Below are 19,111 nucleotides of genomic sequence, written 5' to 3'. Positions count from 1 at the left end.
CGCAGCAGTCATTCGCGGTATTGCACAGGAAGGGCGTAAGTTGGTCGGGAGCCGTCAGCCTTAGTGCTATGCGTCCCGGTGCAGCACTTCATGGCTTCTGCCAGATCGAATGTGGTTCACGTCGCCCACTGGGCTGGGTCATGGTCCATGCCGATCAGGGCAAGGCCATGAGCGATGGACGTCAGCTCGTCGCCCGTGGCGATGCGCTCTGCGCCGAACCTTTGTTCGAACAGCCTGCCGATGGCGGGGATCAGTGAGGATCCGCCGGTGAGAAAGACGCGGTCGATCTGGGTTTCGGACATGGCTGCCTTTTCGAGCGCATTGTCCATTGCGGCCTCGATGCGCATGAGATCGGGAGCTATCCATTTTTCGAACTCGCAGCGTTCGACATCTGCGGCGATGTCTATGCTGCCGCTATGGAACTTGAACCTGGCGGCCTCATTGTCTGACAGGGCGCGCTTGAGCTGTCCGACAGCATCGTACAGCGCGAAGCCCTGTTCGTTCTCGATCAGCGCGATCATGGTGGCGATCCGTTCCGGATCGACCGCATCGCGCTGCAGCCTGCGCAGCTCGTCGATGGTCTTGCGGCTGCGCATCATCGCAAGCTTCGACCAGTTTCCGAAGTCCGTGAAATAACCGCCAGGAATATCGAGCAGTTTTCCGAATGATCTGTACTGGCCGCCCTTGCCGAGCAGCGGCAGCACCAGCCTGTCGAGGATGCGATAATCGAACTGGTCGCCTGCAATGCCGATTCCGGCATGGGCCAGAGGCGTACAGCGCCTCGCCGTCCCGGGCTCGGCTATGCCGACCACAGAAAAGTCGGTGGTGCCCCCGCCAAAGTCCGCCACCAGGATCGTCGCCGGCCTGTCGAGCCGGCTGGCATAGCTGTGCGCTGCGCCCAGCGGCTCATAGACATAATATAGCTCCTTGCCGAAACCCTCGAACATCAGATCGTAGCGCTGGCGGGCCAGCTGATGATCGGCACGGGCGCCTGCATATTCCACCGGACGCCCAACGATGATCCGGTCCGGCAGCGACGCCAGGGCATCGCCTGCATGGCTTGCGAGATGCCTCAGAAACGTGCGGCCCAGATCCTCGAACCCATAGGGCCTGTTATAGATCAGGGTTCGTTCGAACAGCGGGCTTGCTGCCACGCTCTTGAATGACTGGATGAACCGGCAGTCGAGCGGTGACTGCAGATATTCCTCGATCGCCCAGGGTCCCGCTTCATGCGCAATGCCCTGCCATGCCCGCTCTTCCTCCCAGAAGCAGAGCGCCGACCTGAACACGGCAGTGCTTTGGTGCACGTCTCCGAACCGGACCAATTCGGTGCTGCCATCGGCACGGCCAAGCGCTGCGACCGTGTTTGTGGTGCCGAAATCGAGGCCGAGGGCAGGCGTCGCGGATTGGCTGGTCATCGTCTGGCCCTCGAATGTGCGGCTGTCGATGAACGGCCTGATGCAGGGTGGCCGTCTGTGCCCGGCTTTCCGGAAAGGGGCAAGCTGCGCTTGCCTGTTCGCGGCTGCGGCGCGCGATCGCGGGGCAGGGGCTGTGATGGGCTGGGTGGCCCATCGGTGACCGGGCGGTCAGCGCAGCAGACAGAGGATCACGCTTGCGGGGCCCGCAAGTGTCAGGATCGCAATGATCCAGAATTCCGTCCTTGATACGGGTCTGTCATCGGGGTCGGGCCAGTCGCGGGGCATAGGCTCAGGCTTTCCTTCCGGCGTCAAAGCAGCAAGGGCGCGTCGGACTTGCGTCGGCTCGACCAGGGATCTTCCGTCCGCTCGACGTTCAGCCGCTCCGCAGGATACTGGCGCAGCAACGCCAACGCTTCTCCGGCTGGCGCATGCAGCCAGCGGTCATGGTCCCCTGGCTCCAGGATCACCGGCATGCGGTCATGGATATGCCACAGCTCCTGCGTCGCATCCACCATGACCCCCGTATAACAATCGCCCCATTCGTCGCTTGGCCGCCACAGGCCTGCCCAGGCGGCCAGCGGCTGGTCGGCCACGCTGATCCAGGTCCTCGTCATCCGTCCCGGCTCGCCTTCGGCCTCGGCAAAGGCTGTGAACGGGATCAGGCAGCGATAGGCCGTGTCGGTGAACCATCTCTTCCACATGCCATGGGCCGACATCAGCTTGTCGTCGCGCGCATTGTTGACCGGATTGGGTTTGTTGGGCCGGCCCGTCTTCCTGTTCACCGAATGCCTCGGAAAGCCCCAGGTCATCGCTTCGAGCCTGCGCTGACTTTGTTCCTCGCGCACGACGAAACCCTGATAGCCGGGATAGACATCGCCGGGCGAGGCATTGGTGTTCCTGTCGGTCAGCGCAAAAAAGGCCTGGGCCACACCGTCGAGCGATGCCTTGAGCGTGACAAGATTGCACATCCGGTAATCTCCCTAGGCCTGTCCCGCCTGCCTGCCGTGGCCGAATTCCCCTTCCAGCTGATTGCAACACTCGCCGATAAAATACTGAATGTCCATTGATCAGCCCGAGGCGTCGATATGCGATCGATGTGGGGCCTTAGTTGACCTGCACGGGCACGCCGGATCGCGCTTCAGCTCCGGAACCTGCTGACCGCACGCTTCCATTCGCGTTCGGGCGGGAACGCGAGCTCGATATCGTTCTGGCTTTGCTGGACAAGCTCGAGGCGGAGCGGACGAATGCGCCTGCGCTTGTGCAGACTGCATTCTCGGCACCAGAAACGGCCCCTGGCAGGCTCGAGCCGGTCGTCCCACATTCGCTTGTGAAAATGCCACCACAGGCCGTGCGGATTGAAACTCGCCTGATGCCCGCAGGCACAGACCGGCCTGACCGCATAGTTCCACGCCGCCGCCTCGAACAGGCATGTCGCGCGGCGCATGCCGTCTCTTGTCCAGCCGCCCATGTCACCGATCCTGCTCGGGGCTTTCGTCCCTTGTGGGCTGGATCTGAGACTGGATCAGCGCATCGGCAATCGTGCGGGCCAGCTCGCGCGCTGCGTCGTCGCGAATGTGCCGGGCAGGAGCCGTGATGCCGACCCGCGCCCAGCCCGGGGCAGCGAGAATTGCGCTGGCCATGTCATCGATGTCGAATCGGATCATCTGCACATAAGAACAAAAGTGGAACGGGTTCGCAAGCGTGCTTGCCGGGTGGTGTGGTCCTTGAAGGTGGCTCCTTCTGTGGGTGAGCTTTTTCGGATACTCGCTCAGACGCCATATTCCGTCTCACGGGGGTGCCGCCTGCCTTGCGCTGCGAAGCCCTGCCGGGCTAGCCATGGGCATGCCGCTTTTTCTGTTCCTTCTGTCCGCTGTCCCTTCCGGCCAGAGCTTCGTCTGCACGCCCGTCGCCATCTGGGATGGCGACGGTCCGATCTGGTGCGCCGAAGGTCCGCGCATACGGCTGTCCGGCATCGCTGCCCGCGAAACCGATGGCAGCTGCAGTCCGGGCCATCCTTGCCCGAAGGCGGACGCTAAGGCCTCGCGCGACCATCTGGTATCGCTTGTCGGCACGCCCGCAGGTACGAACTCCACCGGTCATGTGCTGGTCAAGGGGCCCGCGATGCGCTGCGTCTCGAAAGGCGGGGCAGGGGGCAACCGTACCGCCGCCTTCTGCACATCGCCGCGCTCGGGCGACCTCTCATGCGCGATGGTGCGCGATGGTTTCGCTGCGCGCTGGAACCGATATTGGGGAAAGCATCGCTGCAACTAAGCTGGCGGGGAGCGGCCATGCATGGCATCCTGTGCTCGAGAGAGACAGATGATTTACCGCCTGTTGCCAGCCGCTGTGTTTCCTCTGGCCGTTACGGCCTCGCTGGCCCTTGCCCATCCCGGAAGAACCGCCGCCGACGGATGCCATAACGATCGCAAGAACGGTGGCCGGCATTGTCATGGCGGCTCGGTCCGGAATGCTCCGCCTGCCGCATCGCCGCAACGGCTGTCCGATGATGCCTGGTTTCCCAACTGCGCCGCAGCCCGCGCCGCCGGAGCAGCACCGGTACGCCGGGGTTCGCCGGGCTATGGAAGACATCTCGATCGCGACGGGGACGGCATCGGTTGCGAATGATATGCCCGGACTTGGTATATGACATTCTCCCAACTGCCATTCGGCAGATTGCTGTCTTGTGGCGATGATGGCCTCGCATGACGGATGAGCAGCACCTCTGGGCATGCGCGCTGGCGGTCGAGAAGCGCTTCGGTGAACATGCGCCGCTCCATGTGGCCGAGCGGATCGGTGAACTGGCCCTGGCCGGCGATGCCGAAGGGGTCGCAATGTGGCAGGCCATTGCTGCCCGGCTCGCCAGGCTGCGGCAGGGCGGCCTGCCGGGTGAGGGCGGACATGCCAGGCCTGCTGCAAACTGACCGTCGATATTGTGGCAATGGCAGCATCTGTCTCCCTCTTGCCCGGGACCACGCCACTCTTTCCGCCTTTTGAGCGACCTGCTTGCCCTGGCCGTCAACCCCGTTCGGGGTTCGCCCTCGCGTTCCGCTCGGTGACGGCGGCGCGCGGCCCCTCCTGCCAGCGTCATCGGGGATGGTCCCCGAGCAACTGAAGGAGACTTAACATGGCTACCATCGCAAACCTCACCGTCAAGGCAGACGACAGCTTCGAAGGCACGCTTGCTACCCTCAACGTCACCGCGCCGATCGCCATCATCCCCAACGGCCGCAAGGCCAAGGACAGCGAACCCGATTATCGCATCGTCAGCCGCAAGAACGGCTTCGAGCTCGGCGCCGGCTGGAAGCGCTTCTCGCAGACCACTGGCGCGGAATATGTCTCGGTGTCGCTCTCGGCCCCCGAATTCGGGACCATCTACGGCAACATCGCCAATGCGCCCGGCGACGATCCGATGAAGAAGGTGATCATCTGGAACCCGCCGAGCTGAACCACTAGCAGCCCCCGCCACAGGCGGGGGCTGCCTTCCCGTCAGATTAAATACCGAACTTGCTAGCGTTCAGCGCGTTCGACATGGCAGCTGGCGACCAAACCCAGTCATTCACTTTGGTCAAGCTGAATGTCCGCCTCCGCCGAAAGCCGCCATGTGGATTTGGGGATCAAGCCTGAACCCTACCGCTGACTGAAACGGGGTGAAATGTAGCCGGAGCGCGTACAATCCCCCGGCGATCAGACATCCACTGCTTGTGGTTCAGCGATGAAATAGGGGTACAGCCATGCCTTGCCTGGCTACGGCCGCAGGAGCGAGGACAGTAATCGCGTCGGGCAGGACCTTGAAATGGGCTGGGGTCGAGGTCACGATTTCCCCGTGGGTAGTGATCGGCATGGGGCGCCGCGTCTCAATATCGAACTCCACGCAGCGGGCAGTCCTGACCTCTTTCCAGGCACCATGCGTGCCGGTCCGGAATGCCCGCACCATTAGGGCAAGCTTCCACAGGTTGCGCATCTCCAGACTGTACAGGTCCCGCGCACTGTCATCGATTGCCGCGGTCTGCTCGACGACATTGCCGCCCGCGTAGAGACGCCCGTTGCCGATCGCGATCTGATAGGTCTTGACCCTTGGTGCCGCTGCCTGTCTCGATGATCCTGGCGCCAAGGCGCCGTGCCCCCGCCAGGATTCGCAGCGCGGCGACCGCATATCCCAGCCGCCCGAAGCGCTTCTTGATGGGAGGATCCAGCTTCTGAGCCAGATCGCTGCTGAGGCCGATGCTCGTCACGTTAAAGAAGGCATAGCCGTTGACCATCCCGACATCGATCTGCCGCGTGTGCCCGGCGACGATGACGTCAGCTGCGGCAGCAAAATCGAGCGGGATGGACAGGGTCCGGGCAAGGTCATTGGCGGTTCCAGCCGGAATGATGCTGAGCGGCAGCCCGCTCTCTATCACCGCCGGAGCTGCCGACGAGATCGATCCGTCGCCGCCACAGACCACGATGATATCGGCCGATTGAAGCAACCGGGAAATATCCCGCGCGATTTCGGGCAGGTTGGCGAAGGGCTCGACGATGACCGCGAAGCCCGCCGTTTCCAGCCGCGCGCGCACCGGTTCCAGCGCAGCCTCGCCCTGCCGCGATTTGGCATTGTGCAGCAGCAGGACACGCTTACCGGTATCGGCTGCACGAACAGACCTATCGCAGAAGGAGAACGGCACCAGCCATAACCGGTTCGCAGGCAAAGCTCTGCATAAACTTTGCGGGTGCCTCACAATGCCGTTTCGAGGGCGTGTCGGCAGGCGCCCCCATCATCAGGGGGCCCCTGGTCCGGCGGTGGGAAGCCGGGCTTTTCACGCTGGCCCGGTTCGTTCATGAACATGCTTTGCGTTCAAAGGAGCCAGCATGCATTTCGACGAGGTAGTTCTGGGTCGCCGCAGCATTCGCGGATACAAGCCCGATCCGGTGCCGCGCGCCCTGATCGAGGAGATTCTGCAGATCGCGATGCGTGCGCCGTCTTCGATGAATACCCAGCCGTGGAATTTCTACGTGATCACCGGCGGGCCCTTGGACCGGATCCGGCAGGGCAATACCGAGCGTATGATCGCAGGCGTGCCGCAGTCGCGCGAATTCCGCACCGGCAAGCCCTTTGCCGGACCGCATCGCGACCGGCAGATCGGGGTCGCCAAGCAGCTGTTTTCGGCAATGGGCATCGCGCGTGACGACGCCGTTGCCCGCCAGGACTGGGTTCTGCGCGGTTTCCGTCAGTTCGATGCACCGGTGTGTATCATCATCACCTATGATCGCGACCTGGACGGCAGCGACGACACGCCGTTCGATTGCGGCGCTATCGCCACGGCCCTGGTCAACGCGGCCTGGTCGCGCGGGCTCGGCACGGTGATCAATAGCCAGGGCATCATGCAGTCGCCCGTGGTGCGTGAATATGCAGGGATCGCGGACGATCAGGTGATCATGAAGAGCATCGCCCTGGGGTGGCCGGATGAGAGCTTTGCGGCCAACGCGGTGGTCTCCACGCGAAAATCGGTCGACGAGGCGGCCGTGTTCGTCGGTTTTGAAGAATCGGCGCAATAGCGCTGCTTGGTGGCTTTATCGGCAACGAGACAAACCCAGCGCTATCAAGCGGTCCTTATTGCCGGCGGCATATTGCGAAGTCGCCGGCCATTCGGTCCCGTATGGCATTCCTTACGGCGATCAAGACGGCTGAATGGTCTGCTACGTTCGCTCCACGCCAGCAGCAACCTCACAGCCCGCAAGCCACACAGATTTGAAGCCAGGCTAGCGTGTTACGACGTCCCGCTTCAGCGGTGCAAGTTTGGACAGAAAAAGGTTCTGGGCCGCAAACCGTGTCCTTTTCGCTGCCATGGCCGCTTGGAGGTGTTCGCCAAGCACATTGAGATCATCGACGTGCAAGCCTAGATCCTTGTGCGAATTGGGCCGGGGAGATCCCCGATAGCTTGATGATCGACTTTGGCATCATCCTGGCCAGCGGCTCGAACCGCGTGTTCGCATGGCCCGAACTGTCGTCACGAGCCGTCTCAAATGATATCGACACACGCGTGCTTGAAGGATCGGCCAATCGGAACTTGCATTCCGTTCTTTAAGGTAACGCATCTGCCGTTGCGATCCTTCACTTCGCTCTTCACGATGCACCATGACCGGTGGACCCTTATGCCGCCCAACGCCTCGATTTCGTTGGCGGCGTCCGAAAAGCGGTAAAGGATCAGGTCCTCGCCATGATGTGTAAAAATGCGAAGATAGTGCAATTCCGCACTGATCGCGACCAAACCATGGCGGCAAGACGGCTTGGCCTTAAGCAGGAACGGCGGTAGCGCAACAGGACTGGTCTGTACGGGGTTTGAGGCGACCGCTAACTCATGGGCGTCACTCCAAGATCGCCCATAGAGACGTCCGCCTTCCAGGCGAAAAAAGACCAGATTGATCGATAGCCACAAGGCGAAAGGCATAACCGCGCTGGCGGCAGCTGCCGCCGGCGTCACTTGCCCGAGATGATCCAGACCATTGCGATCAAGACCCCAGAAGCTGAACAGATCGCCAAAAGCCAGATTGAGTACGACATTCAACGGAGCCGCTAACAGGAAGCCCAGGGACAGGGCGGTGACCAGCGGCCAACCGCGCCGATGAATTGGTGGGACGACAAGGCGCGTGAAAAGGTCGCTGGCGAGGCTGGATATGCAGGACAAGGCGGCCCAGATCGTCGCCGCCTCAATCCGCAAGCTATCCGGACTGCTCACCCAGCCGATGACAAATCCGATAAAGGCGGGAGCGACGATCAGGCGTGCAGACACGGCCTTAACCTCCGGCGTCCACCGGCTTTGGACTCGATGATCTGACACCGCGATTCCAGCCATGATTCTAGACTACGCTTTTCCAGATGAGGCTTGCAAGGGATGTGCAACGCTATCTGACAGTCGAACATTGGCCCATGCCGTTCATGAGCACGAATGGTGATCCCATTGCCCAACAGGTTGTTCGTGCATGCTGCCATGTCGTTCATGCATGGCCGCTTGCGATGCCAACCGGCGGTGCTGAAACCTTGGCTCCGATGGCTGACTGGTTGGGTTCCGTTCCGTTCCCGCCGGGACCAGCCATTGCCAACTCGTTCTATCGGGAGCCAAAGTGCTGTTGTCCTCGCGCCGTCAGATTCTCACTGGCATTACCAGCCTGCCCATGGTTCTGGGCTATCCTGCACTTGCCCGTGCAGCGGATAGCATTGCTGCACCGCCCCAGGCTCTGGCAAGTGAAACGACCCAGGTTGTCGTTATCGGTGGAGGACTGGCAGGGCTCTTCTCTGCCTTGCTGCTCAAGCGTGCCGGGATCAAAGTCGTTTTGCTGGAGGGGTCATCGCGGATAGGTGGGCGCGTCTATACGGCAGACTGGCTGGAAAACGCGCCCGAGTTCGGTGCCAGCCAAATCGGACGATCCTATGCCCGCGTGATCGACTTGTGCCAGCAGTTCGGCCTCAGGCTGATCCCGGAAGATCGCAACCTGCTGGCCATGGCGAGCCATATCCGCGGCCATTGGGTCAATGCATCGGACTGGCCCGATTCGTCCGTCAATCTGATGCTCGGCGACGAGCGCAAGGTGCAGCCGGCACTGGCCGGGTCGCAGCTCATGGGGCGCTACAACCGGCTGTCCGATCCCATGGACTGGCTGGATCCGGCCTTTGCCGATCTCGACATCTCGTTGCTCGACCTGCTCCAGAAACACGGTCACTCGCCCGAAGCACTGCACCTCGCCAACCTTTCAGCGACCGGTAATGATGCGCTTTCGGCATCCTGCCTTTCAATGATGCAGGAACAGACCCGGGCGAAGCTAGACGCGAGGTTCGGCAACATCGAACTGGGTAAGGAGCAGCGTCCCTATGGCTTTGACAATGTTCGCGACTCCAACAATGGCCTTGCCCTGATCAACAATATCGAGGGCGGATGCAGCCGGTTGCCCGCAGCCATGTGCGCAGAGTTGGGTGATGTCATCCGCACCGGCAAGACCGTTGGTGCCATCGACATGACAGGAAGCAAGGCGGAAGTGCGCTGCCTTGACGGCACCAGCTACAAGGCGGAGCGGATCGTGTGCGCGGTGCCATTCACCAGCCTCAGGCGCATCACGCTCGACCCGTTGCCACAGGGTGCGCAAGCCGAAGCGATTTCCTTCTTGGGCTATGCGCATACGACCCGAGCGTTCGGAACCATCACCGAGCCCTATTGGGACGATGGGATCGACCCATCCTTCTATTCCGACGGGCTGGTCAAGATGTTCTGGGCGCTGCAGCAGCGCCCGGGCGATACGCACAACCGTTTCATGGTGGTGTTCACCGGCAATGCCGCAAACCGCATCGACCAGTTTTCGCAGGCCGATGCGCTGGCGATGATCCAGCGAGAGATCGAACGGATCCGACCGTCAATGCGCGGCAAGTTGCGTTTCAGCGGAATGTTCGGCTGGCAGAATGTCGGGCTGATCGGTGGCTGCCGTCACATGTTCGCGCCGGGTCAGGTGACCCGGTTCGGCAAGGCGATGATCGAGCCGTTTCGCCAGATGCATTTTGCAGGCGAACATACGCGCCGGGTCGAGTTTGGCATGGAGGCGGCGCTGGAGAGCGGGGAACGGACCGCCATCGAGGTGATGGAATTTATCAGCGGCTGAAAGAGAAGATCTTCGGTCGCGCAGAGCCGCAGAACGTGGCCAGACAAAGGGGGTAATCATGAAGGGTAAAAGTCTCAAAACCGTCCTGATATCGAGTGCAAGCGCCATGCTGTTCCTCTCTCCGGGCGGCGCGCTGGCACAGGCCAGCACCGACAGCAGCGACGAGGGCGACGCCCCCGAAATCGTGGTGACGGCGCGCCGGGTGGGGGAATCGATCAATGACGTACCACTGGCGATCTCGGCGGTGACATCGGAACAGCTCGACCGGATCGGTGCGCGCAGCCTCGATGAAGTGTCGCGGTTCACGCCAGGGTTCAACTTCGAACGAACCAATGGAAGCCTGGCCCAACCGGTCATGCGCGGCCAGGCGCAGACCCGCGTGACCAATCCGGTGCAGAATGTCGCGACCTTCTTCAACGGTATCTATCTGCAGCGCTCCTATCAGGTGGACAGCGATCTGCTCGAACTCGATCGGGTAGAAGTCATCAAGGGACCGCAATCGGCGCTGTTCGGGCGGAACGCCTTTTCCGGTGCCATCAGCATCGTCAGCCGCAAGCCCGATTTCGATGATTTCCGTGGAAAGATCGAAGGCACGATAGGCAACCATGCGCGCCGCGAAATCCGGGGATCGGTCTCGATACCGATTGGCGGAATCGCAGCGTTCAGCGTGGCGGGCTCCGTCTCGGACTTCGACGGCACATGGCGCAATGAAAATGCCGCCGCCGCTGGGCTTTCGGGCCCAGCCCTGCTCACCTCCGGCCGCCTGAACGGGTTCGAGAACCGCTCGGTTCTGGCGCAGCTTGCCGTCCGGCCATTCGACGCGTTGCAGATCGATGCCTTCTGGAGCCATCGCAAGATTTCGATCGAAACGCCGCCGACCTACCAGATGTCGAGTACGCTGGCGATCCGTGCGGGCAATACGATGAACTGCGTGCCCTTTGCCGCCCCCCGCAGCACCGCTGCCAATGGGGCCAATGCGCTGTTCTGCGGATCGCTTCCGGTTCGTCCGTTGATCGCTGCTGGCGAGGCGAGGCCTGCCGGCATCCTGATCGACCGGCGGTCCAATGGTCAGGAGGGCAAGTCCGATGTGGCCGGCGTCACCGCTGCTTTCAACCTCACGGACAGCCTCTCGCTGACCTACCAGTTCGGCTATACCAAGGCAGACGCGACGAACGTCGCAACGTTGTCGGGCGATCCGATCAATGGATCGGCCTTTCCCTTCTTTCGCGGCCAGGTGCTGTTCGATTCCCGCGGCAACGGCGACATCGAATCCTTCACCCACGAACTACGGACCGAGTATAACAAGGGCCCCGTAAGAGTCCTGATCGGCGGCCTCGCCGGAACGGTGGATGATTTCAGTTTCGGCGGCACCGCGTTTTTGACCCCGAACAGCACGACACCTGTACTCGACAACATCACGACGGCCTTGAGCGGCTTTGGTGCGACCCAGCGCGATGAGCGCAACCGAGCCATTTTCGCTCTGGTCTCGATCAGTCCTCTCGAAGGGTTGACGGTTTCGGCTGAAGCGCGTCAGGCTTGGGAGCGCATCACCCAACAGGGTGTCAGCGCCACCGGCGCGCTGATCGGGGCGCGGTTTCGCGAGGAATTCTCGATCTTCACCCCGCGCTTCACGGTCGATTACAAGCCTTCGGATAACTGGCTGATCTATGCTTCAGCGGCCAAGGGTGCCAAGGTCGGTGGCTTCAACGTTCCCACGGCCACCAATCCGTTGACCGCCGCGTAGCAGATTTTCCTGCCGGAATCCAACTGGACCTATGAACTGGGGGTCAAGGCGCAACTGCTCGACCGCAGGCTGTCATTGGAAGCTGCGCTCTATCACACCGACTGGACTAATCTTCAGGGCAATCAGGCCGTCAATCTGGGCCAGCCAGCGATCATCCAGAATCTGGCTGGCGCCAATATCAACGGTTTCGAAGTCTCAGCCGTGGCTAGACCATCCGATGCGCTGACGTTCAATTTCGGGTTGGCCTTTGCCGATGCGGAATTCGCTGCCGGAACGGTGGACGACACAATCCCGCGGGCCCTGTGCACGTCCTTGGCAACCTGCCCCACCACCGGCATCTATTCCGCTAATATCGCGGGGCGCGATGTCCCCCGTGCGCCCAAATGGCAGGCCAATGCCGGCGTTCAGTACCAGAGCGCGATAGGCTCCCTGTTCGGAAATGAGACCGATTTCATCGGGCGGATCGATATTTCGCATATCGGGCGCACCGCGGTCGACAACAGCAACACTGCCTTTGTCGGCGGGCGCGAACTGGTCGATGCCAGTCTCGGGCTTTCCAACGATCGCTGGTCCCTGCGGTTCTGGGCCAAGAACATCTTCGACAAGGAATATGTGTCCTATTCCTTCACGACTTTCGCCGGTTCGGGTGCGGGGTCGGGCGTCACCTATGGCGTGCTGTTGGGAGATCGTCGAACCTTTGGTTCGACACTCTCCATCAATTTCTGATTTCCCTTGTCCGGAGCGCGAAGAATTCCCCGCGCTCCGGGCCTTTTTTAGTGTGGACGATTTCCAGATTATGCGCCACTTCGGAAGAATACCGATCGCCGCTGTGGCAGGGGCGTTGATGGCAGCGAGCTGCCTGGCGGTGGGGCAGCCATTCCTGACTCCACCAAGTCAGAGCCAGATTGACCTGGTGGAGCAGCGTCGCACTGATTTCCCGGCAGCAACATTTGTCGAGGACACCGACTGGTTCGACCCCTTGCAACTCGTTCAGGGCGGCCATCAGCGGTTCAGCAACGGCCGGCCCATGCTACCCGCTCTGGCGCGGCAACTCGACGGGTTTTTTGCCGCCACGAACAGCTATGCCATGGTTGTCGCGCATGGCGGCAAGATCGTGTTCGAAAAGTACAAGCCGGGCCAAGGGCCAGCCAAGCTTTACGATACCGCGTCGATGCACAAGACGGTGGTCGGCATTCTGACGGGGATTGCGATCGATCGCGGGACCATCGCCGACATCGACGATACGGTCGGCCAGTATCTGCCGGAATGGCGGGGACATGCCATCGGTGACATGACGATCCGTCAGCTGCTGGAAATGTCGAGCGGATTCAGGACACCGCCGTTGAGCAACAGCGCCGCCAGCCCCTATTGGCAGAGCTATTTCGGCGACGATCTTAAATGGGCGATGGCGCAATGGCCGGTGGACCGACAGCTTGCCGGGCAATTCTATTATGCCAATGCCAACACCCAGTTCCTCTCATGGGTGCTAGAGCGCGCCTCGGGGCGGCGCTATGCTGATCTTCTGTCGGGGCAGCTATGGCAACACATCGGCGCCGACAACGCCCGGCTCTGGCTGGATCGGGAAGGGGGCAGCCCGCGGGCATCGTGCTGTCTTCAGGCGACAGCGCGCGATTGGGTCAGGGTCGGCGAACTCATCCGCAACCGCGGCCGGTGGCGCGGACAGAAGATCGTCTCGGCTGCATGGATCGATGCCATGCTCGCTCCCTCTTTGGCCAATCCCAATTTCGGCCGCCATATCTGGCGTGGCTCGCCCTATAATCCCAAGCGGAGCTATGGGGCCGATATCCCTGCCATCATGGAGGCCAAGGCCCCATTCAAGCGCAACGACACCTATTATATCGACGGATCGGGGGGGCAGCGGGTCTATATCATCCCAAGCCAGAAGCTGGTGATTGTCCGGATCGGCAAGCCGATGCCGGATTGGGACGACTCGGCTCTTCCCAACATGCTGTGCACAAAAGAGTATGATTGCCAACCATGAGACATGTGTTGCGGCCCAAAGAGAGAGGGACAGTGGAAAGGCAAATGTCCATTCTTGGCGGCTCGGTCCAGCCCCTCCGCTACGCCACCACAATGTTCGCGAACGCAGCTATCGGACCGACGTGCTTAGTTTCGATTTGCAGCGAGCGGGAAGGATGTCCGTTTGCGAAAAAGCCTGGCCTCACCAAACCAAGACACACGACCAGAATGCTCCTCGGCGCCGACATGCGTCCATCAAACCTGCAAAACCATGGCGCGTCTCAAGCGCCATCAATCGGTTACGGGAAATTTGCGGCCCGACCTGCCTCCACCGTTGTGCTGCATCAGCTCTCGATATGAGATATTCCATGAAAACGCTGCTTAACTCAATGATCGCTCTGGCACTTGTCGTCGCCAACACCTCTGCGCTGGCCGCCCCTGCTCAGGACGACGTCTCGCTCGGTAAGCGTCTGTTCCTGCGCTGCGCCGCCTGCCATGCTGTGTCGTCCCAGGCCCCCGCCAAGGTCGGTCCGCACCTGCAGGGAATAGTTGGACGCAAAGCCGGAAGCGTAGCTCGATACAGCTATTCGCCCGCGATGAGGCAAGCGAACTTGGTTTGGAACCAGGCAGCGCTCGACAGATGGTTGCAGAGCCCAGAATCGGTCGTACCTGGCACAACCATGGGCTTCGCCGGGCTACCCAAACTCGGGGACCGCAAGGCACTGATCGCATATCTCAAGATACCGAGCCCTTGAGCTTATGCCCTTCGATTTGTCCTATCCATCGGTACACTGTGCGACGCGTGTCTCGTCATTTTCAAACAGAATGCTTAAGCTCTGAGATCATCTGTAAACGCATCAGACCTCCATGTTGCGGTCGCAACGATGCGCCGCAAAAGCAAATGCCTAATGTCAGCAACTGACGAAACCGGTCGATAAGATCGTTTTGAGAACAGGGCCGCTTTGTCCCAAATTCCGACAATCGCCTGGTGCCTCCAAACCCAGATATGACGTGTCTGGGCTGTATGCGGTTGTTCAGTCAGGGCGGCTTGACCTGCGCCGATGGCGTGTAGCTGGGCCGATATCTGGGGTCCTTATCGACCAAACTTGCCAGGTCTCCTCCCTCGCTTTTTGACCGCACCAGTCCGGTCTCTCGAAGATGCGCGATCTGCCAGCAAGTCGCTTGCGCTGGCTGCGCTTGCCGCAACGGCGAGCCGTCGCGACTTTCTTCCCCCGGCGTGCCGCCGTTCCTCGCGGAGCAAGAAAGACGCTGGCTTGCCGTCCTCTGCTTCCGCTCCGGGCCTTTCGGCTGCGGCGCTCCGCCCTTGCTGGCGGGCGATGCACATCGAGACCGCAAAGGCGCGGCTCGAGCATTCGAGGAAAGGAATTCAACATGGCAAAGATTGGTTCGTTCAAGAAGGTCTCCGGCGAATATCGCGGCCAGATCGTTACGCTCTCCCTCCAGGCCAAGTCGGTGCGCATCGCACCCGAAGACAATCCCGGCAGCAACGCGCCCAGCCACCGCGTGTTTGTCGGCGAGGCGGAAGTCGGCGCAGCCTGGACGAAGACCTCTCAGGACAAGCGCACCTACCTGTCCGTGAAGCTCGATGATCCCAGTTTTGCTGCTCCGGTCTTTGCCCAGCTCTTCGAGGCCGAAGATGGGACGCACGACCTGGTCTGGAACCGCCCGAGCCGCAGGAGCGGGGACTGATCCGCGGATCCCGCCCGGCCGCAAAGCCGGGCGGGGTACCCTGTTTCAGGGATTGCCGCCCCTCAGGACCGGAATGGTCGCGACGCTTCCGATGGTCATCATCGTAGGTTTTCGAGGAGGCAGCGATGGCCGAACAGGCACTTTCACGACACGCGCTCGACTTTCCCGGTTTCGCCCAGGAGTTCCTGCGCCGCAATCCCCGATACCGGGCCGAATATCGCGCCTTGGTGAAAACCGGGCGGAGCCGGGACCTTGAACGGGAGGAGGAAATGGCCCGGCGGTGGGGCCTCAGCTTTTCCCTGTCCGCCTGACCTGAGTGCGCAAGAGGCACCGGCGTTCTGGGCCGCTGATGCGTGCGGTTTCGTGATCATCCTCGATGCCGCCCCTGATCGCTTAAGGGGCAGGTCCGCGGCCAGCCTCGTCGCGTCGCTGCGCGTTATCGCAGAGCAGAAGCTGCGGACGGGTCATCATATGGTGCTCAGCGATGGCCAGATGCTGCATCGGCTCTGCCTGCTGACGGGTCCGCATGGGCGGCGGCTCGCCTTTGTCATTCCTTGCGATCAGCTGGCATCAATTCGCCTTTCTGCGTCTGCGGCATTGGACCGCCCGCCAGTTAACTTCGCCTCCGGCGAACCTGCTGGCCTTTCGGCTCCGACAGAGTTTCAGCGGCAGCGTCTCGAGTTGCTCCGCGATATCCTCGATCTTGCGGTGATCCCGGACGGCGATCGACTGACCAGTCACGAACTTGCGTGCCAGCGGATTTATCCCGGCATGACGATCGGCCGGGGCGCGGAATGGAAGTCTTCCTCCCACCGACGCCGGACGCAGCGCCTGATCGGCGAGGCCAGGGCCATGATGAACAGCGGATACCGCGCTCTGCTGGCGGGCGGGGAGGGGCGACAAAAGCAATCCCGATAATCTGCCGCTCCGGTGAACCGAAAAATGTCCGCCATGATGCTCCAGCCGCCGCAGATCGCGCTGGTCCGCTCCGGTTACTGGAAGGAATGCCCAAGTGAACGCCTATTCCGGCCCCTGCTATCTGAAGACCCCCGATGCCGCGCTTCGGCTCGGGCTCTCTGCCAGGACCCTCGAAAAGCACCGCTGCTACGGCACCGGCCCCGAATATCGCAAGCTCGGCGGCAGGATCGTCTACGCCATCGAGGATCTCGATGCGTGGGCCGAAATCGGCAGGCGATCCTCCACCTCCGATCCGGGCAAGGGCACCATCCATCCTGCGCGTCCGGTGCGCCGCTGATGCGCCGCCTTGATGAAACGCTGCGAGTGATCGTCGCCTCAGACTGCCCTTTGCGCGCGGCAGACGGGCTTCGCAGACACCTGTCCTGCGACTTCGCCGCTGTCGGGGAAAAACTGTGAAGCCGCAATTCGCCTTTGGTTGCCAGAGCGGTGCCGACGCGTCGCTTACCGAAGTGCGGCTGACATGGATCGTGGGCCGCTGCGAACATATGCTGCGCTTCGGGCGGGTCGCGCATGAGCGAATTGTTGGCGAGCACAGCCGCATCGTTTCCTTCCGTCCCGGCGCGGTGTTCGCACTGGTCCGGCGCATTTCCAGTGACTTCGGCCCGACCTGCTGCAGCCTCTCGGTCGTGCAGGCGGCAAAAGCCGGTCAGATCAGTGCGCCCATCGCTTCTGTGATCGTAAGCGGCGAACGTCTGCTTCATGTAGAGAACCTGGCGCATGTTTCGCAGGTGCTTGAAATGGTCGATGCGATGGAGGGCGACGGCATCGATCCATGCGATGCATCGCCCAACCATTGGCGCCATGTCGCTGCCAGGCTGAATGATGGACGCCAGATCAGGCCCTATACCCGCGCACGCCACGCGGCATGGCTCCAGCGCAGCAGGACCGGGCGATGAACGCGCGCTGGCTCAGCAGAACCTGCGTGCTGGCAGGACTGTTCAGCAGCGCCTTTGCAGCGATCGCCTGTCTCGAACCGCGTCCCCGCCTTTTGTGGAACGCCAGCCCAAGCGCTCCGGTCGGGCTCTATCTGGTCGATGACTTTGTCCTTCCGCGTCGCGGGGATCTCGTTGTCCTGACGCCCAAAGCGGCGATCGCGCGACTGATCGAAGAGCGCGGCTATCTGCCAACCGGCGTGCCGCTGCTCAAGCATGTCGCTGCACTGCCCGGCCATTCGGTTTGCAGACGGGGCGCTGAGGTGTCGGTCGATGGCAAGATCATGTCTGTCGCCCGGCCGCATGACAGCATGGGGCGTAGCATGCCAGTCTGGCAGGGATGTCGATGCATTGGCGCTGACGAACTGTTTCTCCTGAACCCGGTAGCTGACAGCCTTGACGGACGATATTTCGGGCCTGTCGCGTCTTCGAGCATCATCGGGATCGCCCGGCCCCTGCTCACCCGCTCGCGCCCCGGTGCACCGCTGCGCTGGCTCCCGGAGCCCGAGTTGAACCATGCCACCACAAGAAACGAGGAGCATTTGCCATGATCATCGGCACGTTCGGATTTGATCAATCCCGATATTCGGGGCGACTGTCCACGCTCGGCCTCGATGCACAGATCACGATTGTGCCATCCGAGCTCGACAGCAGCGAGAATGCGCCCGATTGGAAGGTGCTGAACGGCAGCGCTGACACCGGCACCGAGATCGGGGCAGGGTGGAACCGCAGCGGCAAGCGCGCTGGAAACTATATTGCTTTGCAGCTCGACGATCCCGGCTTCGTTCAGCCCCTGCGGGCCATTCTCGTTCAGGCAGGAAGCAGCGACGACGCCTGGCATCTGCTCTGGTCGCGCTCGAAGACCCGTGATCCGAGATAGGTCATGGCCAGCAGAAAGCATGATGTTGGCGCGCGGATCACGGCCTTGATGGCAGTGGGAATGCAGATCGGGATGCTTGCCGGGTGCCCGGCATACGCAGCCGAACCGCAGAGCTGGCCCCTGCCTGCTGTGGGATCCGGGCCGGCATCGGCGTCAGCTGAACCGCACCCCTATGCACCGCATGTGGCAGATGCTTCGCGTCGCTTCGGCATTCCCGAGCGCTGGATCTGGTCGGTCATGCGTACCGAGAGCGGTGGAAGGTCGCGCGCCGTTTCGCCTGTAGGTGCAATGGGCCTGATGCAGATCATGCCGCGGACCTGGAGGATGCTTGCTGCGCGCTACGGTCTGGGATCGGACCCGTTCGACGTTCGCGCCAACATCCATGGCGGTGCTGCATATCTGCGCCTGATGTGGGACCGATATGGTGATTCAAGGCTCATGCTGGCTGCCTATAACGCAGGGCCAGGCCGGGTGGACGAATACCGCGCCGGCCTTCGCCACCTTCCTGCAGAGACGCGTTCCTATGTTGCTCGTCTCGCGCCTTTTCTGATCGGCGCGCCTGCAATTGCCGAACCGCGATTTGACATCGGAAAAGCACGTCGTCTGCATCCCCCGTCGGTCTTCGTCGTCACGCGCAGTGCCAGCGAAAGCGGCCTTGGGCCCACGCGGGGGCAGCAACAGGATGAGGTCCAACCTGACATATCGGGCAGCTTTGGCAGCCCGCCCGGTGCGGAGACCAACTCTCTGTTCGTGCCGTTATCGCCCCGGCAGCGCCGATGAAGAGGCGGCACCAAGGCTGTTTGCAGGAGATTTCGATGGCGACTTCATTACGCCCTGGATGCAT

General features: G+C 61.8%; 22 protein-coding genes and 1 pseudogene. 17 read left to right on the top strand and 6 right to left on the bottom strand.

Features of this window, described 5'->3' with window-relative positions; all coding sequences use genetic code 11:
• Positions 1–116: 116 nt before the first annotated feature.
• The 4 genes from OU999_08405 to OU999_08390 form a co-directional block, all read right to left on the bottom strand.
• Positions 117–1,418: an Hsp70 family protein gene (locus OU999_08405; protein ID WAC25190.1), complete on the bottom strand. Its 1,302-nt coding sequence runs from the start codon at positions 1,416–1,418 to the stop codon at positions 117–119.
• Between the two features lie 308 nt (positions 1,419–1,726).
• A complete protein-coding gene (locus OU999_08400) occupies positions 1,727–2,386 on the bottom strand; it encodes an SOS response-associated peptidase family protein (protein WAC25189.1) in 660 nt (219 codons plus the stop codon).
• 170 nt (positions 2,387–2,556) lie between these two features.
• Entirely contained in the window at positions 2,557–2,886 is a 330-nt protein-coding gene (locus OU999_08395) for a hypothetical protein (protein WAC25188.1), read from the bottom strand.
• 1 nt (position 2,887) lies between these two features.
• Entirely contained in the window at positions 2,888–3,082 is a 195-nt protein-coding gene (locus tag OU999_08390; GenBank protein WAC25187.1) for a hypothetical protein, read from the bottom strand.
• A 172-nt stretch (positions 3,083–3,254) separates the two neighbouring features.
• Here OU999_08390 and OU999_08385 point away from each other — a divergent pair, with 172 nt between their 5' ends.
• The 4 genes from OU999_08385 to OU999_08370 all read left to right on the top strand — a co-directional run bounded on the left by OU999_08385 (position 3,255) and on the right by OU999_08370 (position 4,863).
• On the top strand, positions 3,255–3,689 hold the full coding sequence (locus OU999_08385; protein ID WAC25186.1) for a hypothetical protein: 435 nt from the start codon (positions 3,255–3,257) through the stop codon (positions 3,687–3,689).
• Positions 3,690–3,737: 48 nt separating this feature from the next.
• On the top strand, positions 3,738–4,043 hold the full coding sequence (locus OU999_08380) for an excalibur calcium-binding domain-containing protein (GenBank protein ID WAC25185.1): 306 nt from the start codon (positions 3,738–3,740) through the stop codon (positions 4,041–4,043).
• 77 nt (positions 4,044–4,120) lie between these two features.
• Positions 4,121–4,339 (top strand): hypothetical protein, encoded by a 219-nt coding sequence (locus OU999_08375; protein ID WAC25184.1) that lies wholly within the window; start codon positions 4,121–4,123, stop codon positions 4,337–4,339.
• A gap of 203 nt (positions 4,340–4,542) precedes the next feature.
• Positions 4,543–4,863, top strand: coding sequence for a DUF736 family protein (locus tag OU999_08370; protein ID WAC25183.1), 321 nt, complete (start codon positions 4,543–4,545; stop codon positions 4,861–4,863).
• Positions 4,864–5,407: 544 nt separating this feature from the next.
• On the opposite strand, the gene OU999_08365 is transcribed toward OU999_08370, so the two are convergent.
• Complete coding sequence (locus OU999_08365) at positions 5,408–6,082, bottom strand: diacylglycerol kinase family protein (GenBank protein ID WAC25182.1); 675 nt, start codon at positions 6,080–6,082, stop codon at positions 5,408–5,410.
• Between the two features lie 184 nt (positions 6,083–6,266).
• On the opposite strand from OU999_08365, the gene OU999_08360 reads away from it, so the two are divergent.
• The gene (locus tag OU999_08360) at positions 6,267–6,953 is read left to right on the top strand and encodes a nitroreductase (GenBank protein WAC25181.1); all 687 of its coding nucleotides are present in this window, start codon (positions 6,267–6,269) and stop codon (positions 6,951–6,953) included.
• A gap of 464 nt (positions 6,954–7,417) precedes the next feature.
• Here the strand turns inward: OU999_08360 and OU999_08355 are convergent, their stop codons facing one another.
• Positions 7,418–8,188: a LytTR family DNA-binding domain-containing protein gene (locus OU999_08355; protein WAC25180.1), complete on the bottom strand. Its 771-nt coding sequence runs from the start codon at positions 8,186–8,188 to the stop codon at positions 7,418–7,420.
• Between the two features lie 331 nt (positions 8,189–8,519).
• On the opposite strand from OU999_08355, the gene OU999_08350 reads away from it, so the two are divergent.
• The 12 genes and pseudogenes from OU999_08350 (at position 8,520) to OU999_08295 (ending at position 19,047) form a co-directional block, all read left to right on the top strand.
• The gene (locus OU999_08350; GenBank protein ID WAC25179.1) at positions 8,520–10,043 is read left to right on the top strand and encodes an NAD(P)/FAD-dependent oxidoreductase; all 1,524 of its coding nucleotides are present in this window, start codon (positions 8,520–8,522) and stop codon (positions 10,041–10,043) included.
• 106 nt (positions 10,044–10,149) lie between these two features.
• Positions 10,150–12,513, top strand: a pseudogene (locus OU999_08345) (TonB-dependent receptor).
• Positions 12,514–12,565: 52 nt separating this feature from the next.
• The gene (locus tag OU999_08340; protein ID WAC25178.1) at positions 12,566–13,789 is read left to right on the top strand and encodes a serine hydrolase; all 1,224 of its coding nucleotides are present in this window, start codon (positions 12,566–12,568) and stop codon (positions 13,787–13,789) included.
• 346 nt (positions 13,790–14,135) lie between these two features.
• Entirely contained in the window at positions 14,136–14,522 is a 387-nt protein-coding gene (locus OU999_08335) for a cytochrome c family protein (protein ID WAC25177.1), read from the top strand.
• Between the two features lie 637 nt (positions 14,523–15,159).
• A complete protein-coding gene (locus tag OU999_08330; protein ID WAC25176.1) occupies positions 15,160–15,477 on the top strand; it encodes a DUF736 domain-containing protein in 318 nt (105 codons plus the stop codon).
• A gap of 125 nt (positions 15,478–15,602) precedes the next feature.
• Complete coding sequence (locus OU999_08325; GenBank protein ID WAC25175.1) at positions 15,603–15,788, top strand: DUF6499 domain-containing protein; 186 nt, start codon at positions 15,603–15,605, stop codon at positions 15,786–15,788.
• 52 nt (positions 15,789–15,840) lie between these two features.
• Positions 15,841–16,395, top strand: a complete 555-nt coding sequence (locus OU999_08320) for a DUF2285 domain-containing protein (protein ID WAC25174.1) — start codon at positions 15,841–15,843, stop codon at positions 16,393–16,395.
• Between the two features lie 94 nt (positions 16,396–16,489).
• Complete coding sequence (locus OU999_08315; GenBank protein ID WAC25173.1) at positions 16,490–16,732, top strand: helix-turn-helix domain-containing protein; 243 nt, start codon at positions 16,490–16,492, stop codon at positions 16,730–16,732.
• A 115-nt stretch (positions 16,733–16,847) separates the two neighbouring features.
• A complete protein-coding gene (locus tag OU999_08310; GenBank protein ID WAC25172.1) occupies positions 16,848–17,351 on the top strand; it encodes a DUF2840 domain-containing protein in 504 nt (167 codons plus the stop codon).
• Entirely contained in the window at positions 17,348–17,938 is a 591-nt protein-coding gene (locus tag OU999_08305) for a S26 family signal peptidase (protein ID WAC25171.1), read from the top strand. The genes OU999_08310 and OU999_08305 overlap by 4 nt, the downstream gene beginning before the upstream one ends.
• Positions 17,935–18,267 (top strand): DUF736 domain-containing protein, encoded by a 333-nt coding sequence (locus tag OU999_08300; protein WAC25170.1) that lies wholly within the window; start codon positions 17,935–17,937, stop codon positions 18,265–18,267. The genes OU999_08305 and OU999_08300 overlap by 4 nt, the downstream gene beginning before the upstream one ends.
• 3 nt (positions 18,268–18,270) lie before the next feature.
• Positions 18,271–19,047, top strand: coding sequence for a lytic transglycosylase domain-containing protein (locus OU999_08295; protein ID WAC25169.1), 777 nt, complete (start codon positions 18,271–18,273; stop codon positions 19,045–19,047).
• Positions 19,048–19,111: the final 64 nt, after the last annotated feature.

Origin of the sequence: Blastomonas sp. SL216 (assembly GCA_026625625.1) — a bacterium.
Classification (GTDB): domain Bacteria; phylum Pseudomonadota; class Alphaproteobacteria; order Sphingomonadales; family Sphingomonadaceae; genus Blastomonas.
Note: the sequence above shows the minus strand (reverse complement) of the source record. Positions and strands in the feature narration are given on the sequence as shown.

What these genes read in the sequence shown, in the direction of transcription:
- OU999_08405 (WAC25190.1), bottom strand. Translation starts at nt 1,418, where the DNA reads ATGACCAGCCAATCCGCGACGCCTGCCCTCGGCCTCGATTTCGGCACC.
- OU999_08400 (WAC25189.1), bottom strand. Translation starts at nt 2,386, where the DNA reads ATGTGCAATCTTGTCACGCTCAAGGCATCGCTCGACGGTGTGGCCCAG.
- OU999_08395 (WAC25188.1), bottom strand. Translation starts at nt 2,886, where the DNA reads ATGGGCGGCTGGACAAGAGACGGCATGCGCCGCGCGACATGCCTGTTC.
- OU999_08390 (WAC25187.1), bottom strand. Translation starts at nt 3,082, where the DNA reads ATGATCCGATTCGACATCGATGACATGGCCAGCGCAATTCTCGCTGCC.
- OU999_08385 (WAC25186.1), top strand. Translation starts at nt 3,255, where the DNA reads ATGGGCATGCCGCTTTTTCTGTTCCTTCTGTCCGCTGTCCCTTCCGGC.
- OU999_08380 (WAC25185.1), top strand. Translation starts at nt 3,738, where the DNA reads ATGATTTACCGCCTGTTGCCAGCCGCTGTGTTTCCTCTGGCCGTTACG.
- OU999_08375 (WAC25184.1), top strand. Translation starts at nt 4,121, where the DNA reads ATGACGGATGAGCAGCACCTCTGGGCATGCGCGCTGGCGGTCGAGAAG.
- OU999_08370 (WAC25183.1), top strand. Translation starts at nt 4,543, where the DNA reads ATGGCTACCATCGCAAACCTCACCGTCAAGGCAGACGACAGCTTCGAA.
- OU999_08360 (WAC25181.1), top strand. Translation starts at nt 6,267, where the DNA reads ATGCATTTCGACGAGGTAGTTCTGGGTCGCCGCAGCATTCGCGGATAC.
- OU999_08335 (WAC25177.1), top strand. Translation starts at nt 14,136, where the DNA reads ATGAAAACGCTGCTTAACTCAATGATCGCTCTGGCACTTGTCGTCGCC.
- OU999_08330 (WAC25176.1), top strand. Translation starts at nt 15,160, where the DNA reads ATGGCAAAGATTGGTTCGTTCAAGAAGGTCTCCGGCGAATATCGCGGC.
- OU999_08325 (WAC25175.1), top strand. Translation starts at nt 15,603, where the DNA reads ATGGCCGAACAGGCACTTTCACGACACGCGCTCGACTTTCCCGGTTTC.
- OU999_08305 (WAC25171.1), top strand. Translation starts at nt 17,348, where the DNA reads ATGAACGCGCGCTGGCTCAGCAGAACCTGCGTGCTGGCAGGACTGTTC.
- OU999_08300 (WAC25170.1), top strand. Translation starts at nt 17,935, where the DNA reads ATGATCATCGGCACGTTCGGATTTGATCAATCCCGATATTCGGGGCGA.
- OU999_08295 (WAC25169.1), top strand. Translation starts at nt 18,271, where the DNA reads ATGGCCAGCAGAAAGCATGATGTTGGCGCGCGGATCACGGCCTTGATG.